This is a genomic window from Ideonella paludis, assembly GCF_018069865.1.
Classification (GTDB): Bacteria; Pseudomonadota; Gammaproteobacteria; order Burkholderiales; family Burkholderiaceae_C; genus Ideonella; species Ideonella paludis.
The window spans coordinates 583363-599262 of sequence record NZ_JAGQDG010000001.1 but is presented as its reverse complement, the minus strand read 5'-3'; the positions used below and the strand labels follow the sequence as shown (position 1 = coordinate 599262).

Below are 15900 nucleotides of genomic sequence, written 5' to 3'. Positions count from 1 at the left end.
CTCCCTTGGGTTTGTCATTCGATGCCCACCACCTTATGCATCTGCACCCCCAACCGCCATTGCGGGTGGGCCATGCAGTAGGCCACGGTGTCCTGCGTGTGCTGGCGCTTAAGCACCGAGTCCATGGGCTGCAGGAAAAAGTGTTGGAAGTTGAGGTGGGCAAAGCGCTCGGGGGGGGCCAGCGGTTGGGGGTAAACCAGCTTGAGCTCGTGGCCGCTGGTCAGCACCAGCTCGGCGTCGGCCTTGGGGCTGACGCAGATCCAGTCCAGCCCAGGCGGAGCAGGCTGCGTGCCGTTGGTCTCTACGGCCACCTCAAAGCCCCGCGCGTGCAGGGCCTCAATCGCGGCGTCGTCCAGTTGCAGCAAGGGTTCGCCGCCGGTGCACACCACATAGCGCTGGCCCCCGGTGGCGCCCGGCCACAGCGCGGCCACGGCGTCGGCCAGGGCCTCCGCCGTGTTGAACTTGCCGCCGCCTTGGCCGTTGGTGCCCACAAAGTCGGTGTCGCAAAAGCTGCAGGTGGCCTGGGCGCGGTCTTCTTCGCGGCCGCTCCAGAGGTTGCAGCCGGCAAAGCGGCAGAACACGGCCGCTCGCCCGGCTTGGGCGCCTTCGCCTTGCAGCGTGTAGAACATTTCTTTGACCGAGTAGGTCATCTCATATCCTCATTGATTCCGTTGCTTCTAGGGTTACACCGGCACCAGCTCGGTCTCATCTTGGGCACTGACGATGGCCCCGCAGCCGCGTGTTTCATACAGGTCCACCCGGTCCAGCTCGTGCAGCACAGCGCGGCCCTTGGCCAGCACCCAGTGGGCCAGGCTCATGGCGTCGCCATCGGGCAAGTCGGCAATCTCGTAGAGCGGGCGGTGGTCAATGGCCTTGAAGATCGGGTCGAACTGGGTCTTCACATCGCCAAAGTCCACGGTCCAGCCCATCACCGCATCCAGCGGCGCCGAGAGGTGCAGGCGCAAGGTGTAGGTGTGGCCATGGATGGCCGACAGCGGGCTGCCTTCAGGCGCATGGCGCAGGCGAATGGCGCTGTCCAAGGTCAGCTCTTTCCAGATGCGGTAGTGCGTGCCGTCAAAGTTGGCACCACAAGAGCCCGTCTCGTAGACCGTGACCCAGCTCAGCTCGGGCAGCACCGGCTTGAGCTGCCGCCACAGCCAGGCCGAGATGACTTCGCTGGTGGGGTTCTCTAGGCCGGGGATCTCGTTGAGGCAGTGGTAGTTCAGCGCAAAGTGCAGCGGTGCCCACAGCTCGTCCAAGTGGTCGTAATCAATGCCGATGTCGCGCCCGCCCACATCTTGGTTGGCATGCAAGATGACCTCAAAGCCGTGGCCATGCATGCGCCCGCACTTGTGACCGGCCGGCACATGGGGCAGGCGGTGCGCGGCTTGAAAGCGATAGCGCCGCCAGACATGGGCGTGGCCTGCGGCATCCAAATCTACGCCGCAATGCGGGGTGCTTTGCACACCCACTTGGTGGATGCCGGGCACGTCAAACTCGTCTTGCAGCCGCGCCCGGATCCAGCGCGCCAGGTTTTCATCGGTGGGCTGCGGCAGGGTGTCGTTGAGCAGGGCGTAGTCCAGCGGCGCGGTGCAGGCCTCGATGCGGCGCTGCAACTCGGCCACCTCGCCGCCCGCAAACGGCGCCCAGCCCGCAGGCAAGGCCGCCCGCACGGTGGCAAAAAAGCTGTGCCCATGCAAGCGCCGCGAGCGGTGCCCTTCAGGCAGCATGCCGACCTGCAGCGCGGCTTCAAAGCCGGCCGAGGCCGAGTGGAGGAGGTGGGTGGGGGTGAGGCTGTGCATGGCGGCAATGGTGGGCGCGGCAAATGGCGGCGCCAGGGTGCAAGTATCTCAGCCTGCCTTGTGCGACCAGACTTGTGGGCGCAATGGCCAAGAACGCCGTGTTGCCAGTGCCGAGGTATGGCGTCAAGGCTAAAGATCTAAGGCGGGAAGTCATGCCCCCTTAAACTACGACTGATTCAAGGAAAGTCGACCCAAATGAATGGCGACTACAAGAGGAGGATTGTGGTGAAAGTATTCCGTAATGTGGCCGTGCCACTGATGCTGTGTATGTCGCTTTGGGGCTGCGGGGGCGGTGGAGGAAACACTGAAGAGGCGCCGCCAGTTTCATTGGCGGAGTTAAGGCAAAAGCCTTTGGCTTTGACCACCGAAACAGTACCTGCGGTGACGGCCCTTTCACTTTCCAGTGCGACGCTCACCGTCAGCTTGGGGGACTGGGCGGTAGCCATGATCAAGGAGTCTGCCCGGAAGCTGCCAGATGGCAGCACAAAGGCCTGCGCCAACAGCCGCTCGAGCCCATCGACCTCTGTCATGCGTTGGGACGATGACAACAAAGACGGCAAATTGAGTGAAGGCGACAAGCTCTCGGTCGTGTTTGAGCAATGCTGGATACCGGAGTTGACCTCTTACGTGGTCGGCCGCGTTGAGGTTCGCATCACCCAGCTTCAGGATGGCCGTCGAGGCTCTGCGGCAGGGGAGATCAGCTTCCCCCAGCCATTGCTCTTTCCTGATACCAGCACGGGCCTTGTCTCGGCGCGGCTGGCGGGCTCACTCAGGTTCAGCAATATCGTTGAGGACTTCCAAGTCCGGACGGATATCTCACCGAGTGCGCTAGACGACTTGCGCATACCCATCAATGTGACTGACCCCAAAACCGGGCAGGTGACATCGATTAACGAGTACATCAAACTACCTAATCTCACCCGATTGATTCAACATGATTTGGCACGGACCACCATGTCCGGATCACTTCAGGTTCAGAGTGAGGCACTTAGGGGACGTTTCGATTTTCGCTTTGGTAATGGCTTATCTGCATATCTACTTCAATTTCCCAATGAGGGTGGTGCTGAAGTGATAGGAGACAGAGGCAAGATCATTCTTACGCCAGGCAATAAAGGTGCGGAGCGATCCTTTAGTGTGAAGATGGATAGTGCTGGTGACGGGGTCTATGAGTATTCATCAAGCGCCGACTGGCTGAGTTATGGCGCTGGACGCCTTTGGACCGATGGATACTCTACTCTGACGAACTTGGGAGAGCTTCAGGAAGTTGGGGGTCAGTTCGACATCCTTGCCGATGGAGAGTCAGTCGCTTGGGAGAACAAAAAGTCCTTGGTGGTGCAGTTCAGGCAGGAGCTTGCCCCTGGGCAATCACTCCGATTTAGATTAAGGCAAGTGATCGATGCTGAGGCATGGTATATGCCCAAGACCTATATTGATATCCCAGCGGAAATCACCACGAAAGGTGCCCGGACCATCATCCGACCGCTCGTCAATATTGAATATGGCGGAAAGTTCGAGTTGGCATTGAGCTCCAGCGGTTTGTTTGATCTCGGCCAGCCCGTTGAAATACCTTTGCGGACAGGTCAGGTTTCATATTTTTCCAATGGCAATTGGGATGTCTACACGTCGGGTGATATTGGTTTGTCAACCTGGCCAAATACCCCACCTAACCCCAGCTTGCTGGAAGGCGGTGCCGGCTTTCGCGTCAGCTTGACGCCAGGCGTTGCCGAGTTGATTCGCACGGTTCAGTGGACTCAGATTTCTGGCCCTAAGGTCACTTTTGAGAGCCCGAATTCCTTGGTCACCAAGATTCGGTTGACCGAAACAGTGCCTGGGGGCAAAGCACCGGTGGTTGCAGAGGTCAAAGCCACGGCCATTGATGGCCGAGAGTCGATCAAGCGAGTGACCCTGACGGCTTACGGTGACGCCGCCTTGAAATCAGGTTTAGTTCATTATTTGGAAAGCCAGGAGGGTGGCTTGGTCGGACAGGGGCAAGCGCAATTGATCGTTCCTAGACCCAATGTGACCTCGGCCTATGTCTCCGACAACTTGGTTGGGGTTGGGGCCGAATATGTCAGTATCGCTAACGATGACACCACCACAAGCACCGTGGGCATGGACAGCAGTATCGCGTTTTGGTTGAACTCAGGGCGGCCTCTAGAAACACGCCTCTACAGCACCGATGAGGTGGACGAAGAGACCCAGAGCGTACCTAGTGTTGACGTTAACGACAGAGGGGCCAACTGCAACAGCGGATTTCTACAAGGCACGTTTCGAGTCCTTGAAATTATTCCCGTCGTAGGCCGAGAACCCGCTAGATTTGCAGTTGACTATGACCTCCGGTGTTCGGCGAACGGATCGACCTTGCGGGGCTCGGTGAGGTTCAACAGCAGTATTCCCCTGCGACGATAAGGGGGGCTGAGTTTGCGGCTGAGTCGTCAGGTCAGCATGCCACAGCGCGCTGGTGGGTACTGCCCTCCGGCCAGGCTCAGCCGAGGCGAGGCCATCATGTCTTGGGGCTGGAAGGCGAGATGTGGGCTGATTGTGGCGTGCGTCCTGTCCCTGGCGTGGCGCGTCATTCGCTATTCGCGAGTAGTGAATAAAGTGCGTTTGATTCCTTGGAATCAATGGCTTGCAGACATTCTTAACAAGTCTTCCCCCGTCACCCTGCACACCCGCCAATCCGGCATCACCGTCGCGCCCATCCCTTCGTAGAAGCGGATGGCATTGGCGTTCCAGTCCAGCACGCTCCATTCAAAGCGGCCATAGCCGCGTGCTACGGCCAACTGTGCCAAATGCGTCAGCAGCGCGCGGCCCAGGCCGTGCTGGCGGTGGGCGGGCTTTACGTAGAGGTCTTCCAAGTACAGCCCCGGTTGCGCCAAGAACGTCGAGAAGTTGGTGAAGAACAGCGCAAAGCCCACCACCTCGCCCGCCACCTCGGCCACCACGGCTTCGGCCACGGGCCGCTCGCCAAATAAATGCGGGTGCAGTTTCTCGGGCGTGGTTTGCACCATGTGGCTGAGGTGCTCAAACTCGGCCAGCTCGCGGATCAGTGCGACGATGGATGGAATGTCTTGCGGCGTGGCGGGGCGGAGGGTGTGGGGCATGATGAGGGGGAAGGCTGAGCGGTTGCGCATCTCACGCAGGGTGACAGCACTATAGTTCTCGCTGCGGGCCAGCAATCAGTCTCGCGCGAGCCTGGATCACTGTCGCCTGCGCGCCTAGCCCACGAAGCCGGCCGGGTCCGCTGACAAGTCGATCTCCACCCCCAAGGCCGCGAGGGCGCTGGGGGCCAAGCCAAACATTTGTTTGAAGCTGCTGCTCAGGTGCGAGGCGCTGGCAAAGCCGGCCGCCATGGCGGCGGTCGTCAGATTGTGGCCTGCTGCCAGCTCGCGCATGACCACGGCCATGCGTCGCCAGAGCCGGTAGCGCCGGAAGGGCAGACCCACCTCTTTGGCAAACCGCGCTCTGAAGCGAGACCCGGAAAGCCCAGCCATCGCCGCCGCTTCGCGAAGGTGATTGAATTGGTCAGGCTGGCGATCAAGCGCCCGAGCCACACTGGCGATGCGCCGGTCCTGTGGCCCCTGGGCTTGCAAGCCCATGGCTGCAAAGGCGTTGTCAAGGTCCAAGGGCTGAGGCAGTGCCAGCAGCCTGGCGCGGCCCTGGCTCAAGGCACTTGGGCTGGGGTTGGGCAATACATCCGCTAGCGGGTCCAGATACAGAAAGACCATGGGGCCAGCAGCACGCAGGTGGTGTAGCGTTTGTGCGGGAATGCAGGCCGCCTGCAGCGTCTGCCACTCAGACCACTTTTTCTCGCGCCCCCACAGCCGCAAGCCAAAGGAGCCTTGCAGTGCCAGGGCTACCGTCACCGTTGCGTTCACATGGGGCGAGAGGTTCAGCCCAGGCTCTACGTACAGGGCTCTGGCAGCGCCCACCGCAATGCGGGGCAACACAGGCACTTCTTGAAAGCGGGCGAGCCCCGGAGTGGTCATGATGTGGGTGTCGTGCAGGTCTGTGGGCCGGATGCGCACGCAACACCAACGTAAGGGACGCCTGATGACCTACCTCTCGCTGGCCGCCTTGCTCATCGCGGGCTTGATTCATCTCTTGCCCGTCGCGGGCGTCTTGGGGGTCACCAGCCTTCAGCGCTTGTACGGTGCCACGGTGGCCGACCCCAACATCGCCATTTTGTTGCAGCATCGCGCGGTTCTTTTCGGCTTGCTGGCCGCTTTGATGCTCGGTGCTTTGATCATGCCCGCGTGGCGAGTGCTGGCCTTGGCCCTGGGCTTGGTCAGCACCTCCAGCTTTGTGCTCATTGCGCTGTGGGTCGGCAGCTACAACACCGAGATCGGGCGTGTGGTGGCGGTGGACGTCGTGGTCTCTGTCGTCTTGGCGGCAGGCTTGTTGGCAGCCATGGTTTCTGGGCGCAGTGGGGCCTGATCAACCCATGACCTAGCGCCCAAAAATGCGGCAGGCCGCCAAGAGCCCGTGCACCACCGCCAGCACCACTGCCAACAAGGTAGAGAACACCGCAATGCGGCTGCCGCCTGCGTTGGAGGGCAAGGCCCGGGTGTCGATGTGCAGGGCCACGGTGGTGCCTGCGGCGCGCTCGACCCGAGTGACTTGCCCAAAGAACCCAACCTCGTGCGGCGCTTGTGGGGGTAGCTCGATGCCAGGCCAGCGTGGGCCTAGGCGCTCGTTGCTGCGTGCCTCTAGCTTGGGCTCGACGGGCTCGCTCAGGTGCAACGTGACCGCTTGGGCTGAGTCACCCCAGAGGCGTTGCTTGCAGTCCAGCGTGCGCCAGATCACCGCGTTGTCAGGGACGCTGTCATGCTGTTCCGCACAGCGCACCTGTGCCTTGATCCGCACCATCTCACCCACCGCAGGCGGTTGGCGCAGCACTTGCTCCAGCGTGGGTGTGGCGATCGCCGTGACGGGCTGTACCGAGGCCAGCGCATGGTGCCAATGGGCCAGCCAGCCGCTCAGCGGCATCACCAAATACAGCGCCACCAAGCCGTGGGTCAGTGCCAGCGCGCGCTGGGCACGCCAGCGGCCGATCAAGCGCCAGCGCCATTCCTGGTCAATGGCCAAGCCACGGCCCAGCCGCAGCACCATGCGCTCGCTGGGGCAGACCTCGGCGTCCATGTCCATGGGCGAGGCCTGCACCCTGCGGCCCACCCAATGCGCGGGCAGGCTCACCAAGGCGCCACTGCTGGTGTAGAGCGTATCGGGCAGGGCCAGCGCGACGGGCACATCGGGCACAGCCTTTCGCTGCAGGCGTAGCTTCATGTGGTGCACATCCACCGCGTTGGCATCCACCACCGGGTTCCACACCAGCCAACTGGCCCAGGCCAGCAAGCTTAAGCCCGGCAGCAGCCACAGCAGCATCCAAAAGCCACGCTCGGCCAAGTAAGCCCACCACATCAGCAGCCAGCCTCCGCCCGCCACGACCGCCACACCCCAGCCCGCTTGGTTGACGAGCCGAAAGCGCCGTTCATTGGCTGTCTCGAGGCGCTGGCTCAGCACCTGTTGCGCTTGGGCCTTGAGCTGGCGGCGGGGATTGGCCTTAGCCATCGAGCTGCCCCAGGTGGTGTTGCGGCGTCAGGCAGGGCAGGTGGCTCGGAGCGCAGCAGTACAGAAACATGAGGGAGCAAAAAACATATCGAGCCGGTCAGTGTAGAACCTCGTGAGTGCTCAACGGCTTTGACGGTACCTCACCCACGCCATGACCCCATAGACCAGAACTGCGACTGCCATGAACCCCGCCACCAAGCTGCGTATCCGACGCGCTGTGGTGAACCATGGAAACACGCGGGTGTCGAGGCTGAGCATGGGGTGTCCCCATAGAGATTGGTCCACGTCTTGGATCAGGGCAAAAAAGCTGACCGTCGCTGAGTGGCTCGACGGGCTGGCGTCGGGCGTGGCCACTGCTGTTTCCAAAGAAGGCAGAGGCTGGTCGAGCAGCAGCCACCAAGGGCTGGTTTGCAATGCAGACTGCAGGCGCAGGCAGGCGCTGCCGGGTGCGGCGGGCTCCTTCAGCACGGTGGCCAAGCGGGCTTCCGTGTCGCAGGTCAGGGTGTCCTGGATGCGCAAGACCTCGCCCGCCTTTGGGGGTCGAAAGGCCAAGTCCGACATCGTGGTGGTGGGCCAAGTGCTTGTGGGGGCCACCAGCAGCCGGTAACTGACGTTGAACTCTTGCCAATTCAAGGCCAGCATCGCCAAAAGGGTCAGCAAATAGGCCAGGGCACACTGACCGTAGTGCTGGGCTGCGTGCATCCACTGCCAGCGTGGCTCCTCGGCAATGGCCAAGCGGCCCAAGCGCATCAACGTGGCGTTGGCCTCGCAGACCTCGGCCGGCATAAAGGACGGACCGCGCGGGATGGTCTGCCCGACCCAGTGGGCCGGCACTTCGACCCACTGGCCATCCATGGTTTGAAGCGAGCTGGGCAACGCCAGCAGCAACTCGCTGCCCATCAGCCCTTTGCGTCGCAGGTCCAGCAACACGGGCACGACCCTGCCGGGTAACGGCGCCCCCCGCTTGTACGCGATCCACAACGGGGTCAGCAGCAACAGGCCCAAGCCCCAGATGACCATGATCCCCAGCAGGACACCCGTGTCTTGCGGGCGTATCAGCAAAAGAGGAAACATGCCGAGCAACAGTCCCAGGACCATCGGAAAAAGGCTCTCGAGGCCGTCCAGCGATAGCCGGAACTGCACTTCCAAGGGCGTCTCCTGCCGCGCCACAAGCCGTGGCTTTGCCGCACCGGCGGCCAACTCGTTCACCGCGCTGCCCAGCCTCACCCCTCAATCTCCTGCGGCGACACCGTCACGCTCACCGTCATCTGCGCGCCTGCGCTGCCGCGGATGACGCCGCGCAGCGGGGCCACGTCGGCGAAGTCGCGGCCCAGCGCGAGTTGCACGTGGTCGTCGGCGGGCAGGCAGCGGTTGGTGGGGTCGAAGGCGAGCCAGCCGTGTGGGGGGCACCAGACTTCGACCCAGGCATGGCTGGCATCTGCGCCAATCAGGCGTGGCCGGCCGGGGGGCGGCTGGGTCAGCAGGTAGCCGCTGACATAGCGCGCGGGCAGGCCCAGGGCGCGGCAGGCGGCAATCATCAGGTGGGCAAAGTCTTGGCAGACCCCGGCGCGAAGGCGCAGCACATCGGGGGCGCGGGTGTTCACATCGGTGCTGTGCGGGCGGTAGGCAAACTCATCGTGGATGTGGCAGCACAGCGCCCAGGCGGCCAGGGCCGCGCTGTGTTGGGGCGCGCACTGGGCGTGCGCAAAGGCGCGCAGCTCAGGGGTGAGCGGCGTGTAGCGAGACGGCACGCTGCACAGCACCAGATCCGGCGCTTGGGGGCCAGCGTGGTAACGCAGTTCATCGGCTACTTGCGGCCAAGGGGGGCCAGCGGCCAGGTCGGGCGGCGGCGCGGGGGCCAGCGCCACGCTGAAGTCCGAGCGCACTTCCAGCACGTTGTGTGGGCGGCTGTGGGCAAACACCAAGCGCTGGTTGCCCAGGCGGTCCAGGCTCAAGGCTTGGGGTGGCGGCGGGCCGTCCTCGGCCCAGTGGTCGGGCGTGGGGCTGATGCGCAGGCGCTGGCTCAGCAGGGTTTGCTGCGTGCGGGTGCGCGGCAGCAGATAAGCGACATGCTGGGCCAGGTCCACCACCTGGCTGTGGCGGTAGGTGGTGACATGGCGCACGTGCAAAACGCGTGGCGCGGTGTTGCTGCTCATTGCCACACCACCTGCTGGCTGCCGTGCACATGGGCAAACAAGCCACGCTCGACCTCCACGCACAGCTGCCGCGCCTGGGCGCTGGCTTCATTCAGCTGGGCCAGCAGGGCGGCGGTGTCGTCGGCTGCTGCGCCCGGTGCAAACCAGGTGGCCATGGGCCAGGTGTCGGGCTGGGGCAGGTGGCCGGCCACCTCGGCGGCCCACGCGGGCAGGTGGCGCGCCAGTTTGACAAAGCGCTCGCGCATGGTGCGGGCCACCCAGGCCAAGGAGCGCGGGTTGTCGGTGTCGCGCACCAGCAGGTGCAGCAGGGCCAGCACCTCGCGCCGCGACTGAAACTGGGCCCGATAAGTGATGGTGCTGTCGAACAAGGCCAGCACCAAGGCAAAGCCGTCCTCGTCGTGCACGGCGCCGGTCTCAAAGGCTTGAGCCAGCACCTGGCAATGAAAGTCCAGGCGCTCGATCTGGCGGCCCACGCTGAGCAGGCGCCAAGCGTCGTCCCGCGTCATGCGGTCGGTCTGCATGCCAGTCACAGCGGCCAGGTCGGTGGCGGTGCGGGCCAAGGCGGCCAGGGTGTCGGCGCCGTGCGACGGCGTGGGCTGCTCGCTGGCCGCCGTGGGGCTGTGGGCGGGCGGCAGGGCTTGGGCCAGGCGGTGCTGCAGCTCGTGCATCAGTTGCACCTGCTCGGTCGAGAGCCGGTCTCGCAAGGCTTGGGCGCAATGCTGCATGGCTTGCAGGTTATAGGCCAGGCTGTAGAGGCCCGGCCCACCGCGCGCGCCTTGCAACAGCGCTTGGCTCACAGCCTGGGGGTCTTGGGCAGCGGCGGGGGTGTCCCAGGGCAACAGGCTGAGCTGGCGGCACAGGGTGTCCACCATGGTCAGCACGGCCGGGGCCAAGCGGCCCCGCTGCTGCGCGCCCAGGGTGTCCAGCGCGCAGCGGATCAGGCGCAGCGCGTTCTCGGCGCGCTCGCTGTAGCGGCCCAGCCAAAACAGGTTCTCGGCCGAGCGGCTGGCCACCGGGCGGCGTGCGCCTAGCAGGTCGGCGTCGGTCAGGGCTTGGGGCAGCAGGCTGGTGGTGTCCACTTGGCCGTCGGTCAGCACCCAGGTGTCGGCGCTGGCGCTGCCTTGCTGCATGCTCAGCCAGCCGCCAGTGCCTTGGTCGCCCGGGCGGCCTATGCGGGTCAGGCCGCCGGGCAGCACCTGCCAGCCGCCTTGGCCGTCGCTCAGCGCATAGACGCGCAGCACCGCGCCGCGCGGCTGCAACTGCCCGGCCGTCCATACCGGTGTTTGTGAGGCTTGGACCGGCGCCAGCACGGTGTAGGCCGCCGGGTCTTGCTGCATCTGGCCGAGCAAGGTTTGGGTTTGTTCTGGGCTGAGCTGGTCCAAGGTCACCGGCCCAGCGCCCAGCAGGCCTCCACCGCCCGGGAAGGTGGGCGCCACCACCAGCTCGCCCAGCCGGGGCTGCATGCGTTGCCACACCGCCGCCTCGCCGCACCACCAGCTCTCGCTGCTGGGCAGGTGCAGCGGCTCGTTCAACAAGGCCTTGGCCACGCCGGGCCAAAACGCTTGCAGGCCGGGGCTTTCCAGCCAGCCCACACCGGGCACATTGGCCAGCACCACGCCGCCGCTGCGCAGCGCCTGCAGCAGCCCCGGCACTCCCAAGGTGGACTCCGCGCGCAGCTCCAGCGGGTCTAAAAAATCGTCGTCCACGCGGCGCAGCAGCACGTCAATGCGCTCCAGGCCATGCAGGGTTTTGAGGAAGAGCTGGTCGTCGCGCACGGTCAGGTCCGGCCCCTCCACCAGGGTGATGCCCAGGTAGCGTGCCAAAAAGCTGTGCTCGAAATAGGTTTCATTCAAGGGCCCAGGCGTCAGCAGCGCCACCCGCGCCCGCTCGCCCTGCGGCGAGAGCCGCATCAGCCCCTGCAAGAGGCTGCGAAAGCTGCCCGCCAGCCGCTGCACGGCCATGGCCTTGAAGGCCTCGGGGAACTGCGGCGCAATCACCAGCCGGTTCTCCAGCAGGTAGCCCAGACCCGAGGGCGCTTGGGTGCGCTGGGCCACCACACACCAGTGGCCGTCGGGCTGTTTGATCAGGTCAAAAGCCAGCAGGTGCAGCCACACCTCGCCCGCCGGCTTCAGGCCATGTACTGCTTGCAGATATTGCGGATGGCGCAGCACCAATTGCGGCGGCAGCAGGCCTTGGGCCAGCAGCGCACCGGGGCCATAGACATCGGCCAAGCAGGCATTCAGCAGCTTGGCGCGTTGCTGCACACCGCGCTCGATGCGCTGCCATTCTTGCGGCCCGATGAGCATGGGAAGCAGCTCCAGCGGCCAGGCGCGCTGGGGCTGGCCGCCGTCGTCGTAGACGTTGTAGGTGGCGCCGTCTTCACGCACGCGGTGGCGCACGCGCTCGTGCTTGTGGGCGCAGTCCAGCCAGCCGCTGGTGCCCGTGGCCTCCAAAAAGGCCTGCCACAGCGGGGCTAAGCCCGGTGCGGCGGCGGGCGCTTGGCTGCTGCCGCGCAGCTCGTCAAAGTGGCCGGGGCGGGCAGGCAAGGCGGCTTGCAAGGCCAGGCGCATGGCCTCCTCGGTGGCGGTGTGGGCGGGGGTGGCGAGTGGGGCCTGGGACTGCGGGGCGCTCATGCGCACATCATGGCATCACCTGCGTGCACTGAGAGCCAGCCCTGCCTCACATCACCGCCCAGCGCGCCGCAAATCCAGCGTCAGCGGGAATTCCAGGCTGCGTTGCGGCTCGGCCGCCACCAGCGTGCCCGGTGTGTGGCCCATGCCAAAGAAGCGCGCCAGGCGGCGGCTCTCGGCCTCGTAGGCATTGACCGGGAAGGTCTGGTAGTTGCGCCCGCCCGGGTGGGCCACGTGGTACTGGCAACCGCCCAAGGAGCGGCCGCTCCAGGTGTCCACCAGGTCAAAGGTCAGCGGTGCATCCACCCCCAGCGTGGGGTGCAAGGCCGAGGGCGGCAGCCAGGCGCGATAGCGCACACCGGCCACATATTCACCCTCGCGGCCCGTGGTGTGCAGGGGCACCGTCACGCCGTTGACGGTGAGGCGGTGGCGCGGGTCGATCAGCCCGCTGAGCTTGACCTCCAGCCGCTCCAGCGATGAATCCACAAAGCGCACGGTGCCGCCCGCGCTGCCCTCCTCGCCCATCACATGCCAGGGCTCCAGCGCATGGCGCAGGCTCAGGTGCACGCCGCGCAAAGCCCGCTCGCCGATCTTCGGAAAGCGGAACTCCAGGTGCGGCGCAAACCAGGCTTTGTCGAAGCCGTGGCCAAAGGCCTGCATCTCGGCCAGCACATCGTCCAGGTCCATCTCGATGAAGGTGGGCAGCATGAAGCGGTCATGCAGGCTGGTGCCCCAACGCACCAGCGGTGCGCGGTAGGGCTCGTGCCAGAAGCGGGCCACCAGCGCCCGCAGCAGCAACTGCTGCACCACGCTCATGCGGGCATGGGGCGGCATCTCAAAGGCGCGCAGCTCTAGCAGGCCCAAGCGGCCTGTGGCCGAGTCGGGCGAATAGAGCTTGTCGATGCAAAACTCGCTGCGATGGGTGTTGCCGGTGACATCGACCAGCACATTGCGCAGCGTGCGGTCCACCAGCCAAGGGGCCATCTCGCCTTGACGGGTGTCATGCAGGCGCCAGATCTCGCCCAGCGCAATCTCCAGCTCCCGAACTTGGTCGTTACGCGCCTCGTCCACGCGCGGGGCCTGGCTGGTCGGGCCGATGAACAGGCCCGAGAACAAATAGCTCAGCGCCGGGTGGTTGTGCCAATAGGCCAGCAGCGAGGCCAGCACATCCGGCCGCCGCAAAAAGGGCGAGTCGGCCGGGGTGGCACCGCCCAGCACCAGGTGGTTGCCACCGCCGGTGCCGGTGTGGCGACCGTCCACCATGAACTTCTCGGCCGAGAGGCGCGACTGCCATGCCGCGTTGTAGAGGAACTCGGTGTGCGCCACCAGCTCGCCCCAGCTGTGGGCGGGGTGGATGTTGACCTCGATCACGCCGGGGTCAGGGGTGACTTGCAGCAGCTTGAGCCGTGGGTCGCGCGGCGGCGGGTAGCCTTCCAGCACCACCTTCACGCCCAGCTCGCTGGCGGTGGCTTCCACTGCACTGAGCAAGGCCAAGTAGTCCTCCAGCCGGGCCAGCGGCGGCATGAACACATACAAGACCTGGCTGGCCTGGCCTTGGGCCTCGGCGGCGGGGCCGTTGGCGCGGCGCGGGTCGCGCACCTCCACGCACAAGGCGGTGCGGGTCAACCAATGCGCGCTCTGAAAGCGCTCGGGCCGCTGTGCCAGGGGCACGCTGCTGTGCGCGGCCGCAGGGGCACTGTTGGCCCGCGCAGCCCCGGGGGCGCTGAGCGAGGCCGCATGCAGCCCCACCGTGCCGCCCTGGGCCAGCTCGCCGTGGGCGGTGTCGGCCCCGTGGCGCGGCTGGCTACGGCTTTGGTCAACGACAGGCGTGGTGCTGGGCAGCGGGGCGCGCGGCGCAAACGGGTCTTGGTCAATCAGATAAGGGTAGTCCTCGGGCCGCACCCAGGGCAAAGAATCCAGCGGCAGCCGCAAGCCCATGGGCGAATCCCCGGGCAGCAAGTACATGCGCTCATCGCGGAAGAACCACGGCCCCGTCACCCAGCCCGGTGTGGCGCTGTCTTCTTGCGGCCCCAGCGGCAGCACATAGCCCACGGGTTTGTCCAGCCCCTGGCCAAACACGCGGCGCAGGCGCGCGCGCTCTTGCTCGTCGTCCAGCCGCGCATCAAAAGGGTCCACATTGGTGGGCAGCTTGCGCTCGCGCCACAGGTAGTACCACGCGTCCTCGTAGCCGGTTTGGACGAACTCGTCCGTGACTCCCAAGTGGCGGGTGAGCGTGCGCACAAAGCGCTGAGCATCTTCGGGCGTGTAGGCATGGGCCTCGCGTTCGTCGGCCAGCAGGGCGGGGTTGTGCCAGCAGGGCTGGCCGTCGGCCCGCCAGCAGATGGACAGCGCCCAGCGCGGCAACTGCTCCCCTGGGTACCACTTGCCCTGGCCATAGTGCAAGAAGCCGCCTTGGCCATATTCATCGCGCAAGCGCTGCACCAGGTCTTGCGCCATCAGGCGCTTGGTGGGGCCCAGCGCGTCGGTGTTCCATTCGGCCGCGTCGCGGTTGTCCACCGCCACAAAAGTGGGCTCGCCGCCCATGGTCAGGCGTACGTCACCCGCTTGCAGCTCGGCGTCCACCTGCTCGCCCAGGCGCAGCACCTCGGCCCATTGCGCATCGGTGTAGGGCAGGGTCACGCGCGGGGATTCAAAAATGCGCGTCACGCCCATCTCGTGCTCAAAGCTCACCTCGCACTCGTCCACCGCGCCGCTGATGGGCGCCGCACTCGACGGCTGCGGCGTGCAGGCCAGCGGAATGTGGCCCTCCCCGGCCAGCAGGCCTGAGGTGGGGTCCAGGCCAATCCAGCCGGCACCGGGCAGGTAGACCTCGCACCAAGCGTGCAGGTCGGTGAAATCCACCTCGGTGCCGCTGGGGCCATCCAGGGCCTTTTGGTCAGGGGCGAGCTGGATCAAATAGCCCGACACAAAGCGCGCCGCCAGCCCCAGGTGCCGCAGCACCTGCACCAGCAGCCAGCCTGAGTCTCGGCACGAGCCCGAGGCCTTGGTCAGCGTCTCTTCCGGCGTTTGCACGCCAGGCTCCAGGCGGATCAGGTAGCTCACATCACGCTGTATTTTTTGGTTCAACGCCACCAGAAAATCCACCGTGGGCTGCGGCTCGCGCGAGATGCCGGCCAGGTAGGCCGCCAGCTTGGGGCCGGCCTTGTCGGCCACCAAATAAGGCGCCAGCTCTTGGCGCTGCGCCGCCTCGTAGTCAAACGGCGCCTTCTGCGCGTGCGGCTCCAAAAAGAAGTCAAACGGGTTGTAGACCGACATCTCGGCCACCAGGTCCACCGTCACGGTGAACTCTGTGGTCTTGTCCGGGAACACCAGCCGCGCCAGGTGGTTGGAGAACGGGTCCTGCTGCCAGTTGATGAAATGCAGCTCAGGCTCCACCCGCAGCGAGTAAGACACGATGTGCGTGCGGCAATGCGGCGCCGGGCGCAGCCGCACCACCTGTGGCGAAAGGCTCACCCGCCGGTCATAACGGTAACGGGTGACATGCTTGAGCGCGACATGGATGGACACAGCAACTTCCTTGGGGCATCAGGGGCGAGAAAAACCGGCCTGGCAGGGGCCAGCGTTGCAGATGCGCAAGCCAGCAGCCAGGGCCATCAGCCCAGCCAGCAAGATGCAGGCCAAGAAAGGTGCGCGGCGCGGTGCGTGCGCGCCCCAGCTTGGGGGCGGGTGCACAGCGGTGGGGCGTGGGGTGGGCGAGGGTGGTGCGGGTGGGCAGGCAAG

At 65.3% G+C, this 15900-nt stretch carries 11 protein-coding genes; 2 read left to right on the top strand and 9 right to left on the bottom strand.

Translation table 11 applies throughout. The annotated features are described in order from the left end of the window. Positions 1–14: 14 nt before the first annotated feature. Complete coding sequence (queE, locus tag KAK11_RS02670; protein ID WP_210805865.1) at positions 15–650, bottom strand: 7-carboxy-7-deazaguanine synthase; 636 nt, start codon at positions 648–650, stop codon at positions 15–17. Between the two features lie 33 nt (positions 651–683). Further along, positions 684–1802: a 6-pyruvoyl trahydropterin synthase family protein gene (locus tag KAK11_RS02665; RefSeq protein WP_210805862.1), complete on the bottom strand. Its 1119-nt coding sequence runs from the start codon at positions 1800–1802 to the stop codon at positions 684–686. 195 nt (positions 1803–1997) lie between these two features. Between KAK11_RS02665 and KAK11_RS02660 the strand changes: the two genes are divergently transcribed. Continuing rightward, positions 1998–4211: a hypothetical protein gene (locus KAK11_RS02660; RefSeq protein ID WP_210805860.1), complete on the top strand. Its 2214-nt coding sequence runs from the start codon at positions 1998–2000 to the stop codon at positions 4209–4211. Positions 4212–4423: 212 nt separating this feature from the next. On the opposite strand, the gene KAK11_RS02655 is transcribed toward KAK11_RS02660, so the two are convergent. Continuing rightward, positions 4424–4906 carry a GNAT family N-acetyltransferase gene (locus KAK11_RS02655; RefSeq protein ID WP_210805858.1) on the bottom strand — a complete coding sequence of 161 codons (483 nt, stop codon included), beginning with the start codon at positions 4904–4906 and terminating at the stop codon, positions 4424–4426. A 114-nt stretch (positions 4907–5020) separates the two neighbouring features. Then, a complete protein-coding gene (locus KAK11_RS02650) occupies positions 5021–5791 on the bottom strand; it encodes a helix-turn-helix transcriptional regulator (protein WP_210805856.1) in 771 nt (256 codons plus the stop codon). Between the two features lie 31 nt (positions 5792–5822). On the opposite strand from KAK11_RS02650, the gene KAK11_RS02645 reads away from it, so the two are divergent. Continuing rightward, positions 5823–6239, top strand: a complete 417-nt coding sequence (locus KAK11_RS02645; protein ID WP_210805854.1) for a phosphopantetheine adenylyltransferase — start codon at positions 5823–5825, stop codon at positions 6237–6239. 12 nt (positions 6240–6251) lie between these two features. On the opposite strand, the gene KAK11_RS02640 is transcribed toward KAK11_RS02645, so the two are convergent. The 5 genes from KAK11_RS02640 to KAK11_RS02620 all read right to left on the bottom strand — a co-directional run bounded on the left by KAK11_RS02640 (position 6252) and on the right by KAK11_RS02620 (position 15687). After that, positions 6252–7373, bottom strand: a complete 1122-nt coding sequence (locus tag KAK11_RS02640; protein WP_210805852.1) for an IgaA/UmoB family intracellular growth attenuator — start codon at positions 7371–7373, stop codon at positions 6252–6254. A gap of 120 nt (positions 7374–7493) precedes the next feature. Further along, a complete protein-coding gene (locus KAK11_RS02635; RefSeq protein WP_210805850.1) occupies positions 7494–8447 on the bottom strand; it encodes a hypothetical protein in 954 nt (317 codons plus the stop codon). Positions 8448–8596: 149 nt separating this feature from the next. Beyond that, complete coding sequence (locus KAK11_RS02630; protein WP_210805848.1) at positions 8597–9529, bottom strand: transglutaminase family protein; 933 nt, start codon at positions 9527–9529, stop codon at positions 8597–8599. Beyond that, positions 9526–12162: a circularly permuted type 2 ATP-grasp protein gene (locus KAK11_RS02625; RefSeq protein ID WP_210805846.1), complete on the bottom strand. Its 2637-nt coding sequence runs from the start codon at positions 12160–12162 to the stop codon at positions 9526–9528. The genes KAK11_RS02630 and KAK11_RS02625 overlap by 4 nt, the downstream gene beginning before the upstream one ends. Positions 12163–12213: 51 nt before the next feature. Then, positions 12214–15687 carry a transglutaminase family protein gene (locus tag KAK11_RS02620; protein ID WP_210805844.1) on the bottom strand — a complete coding sequence of 1158 codons (3474 nt, stop codon included), beginning with the start codon at positions 15685–15687 and terminating at the stop codon, positions 12214–12216. Positions 15688–15900 lie beyond the last annotated feature (213 nt).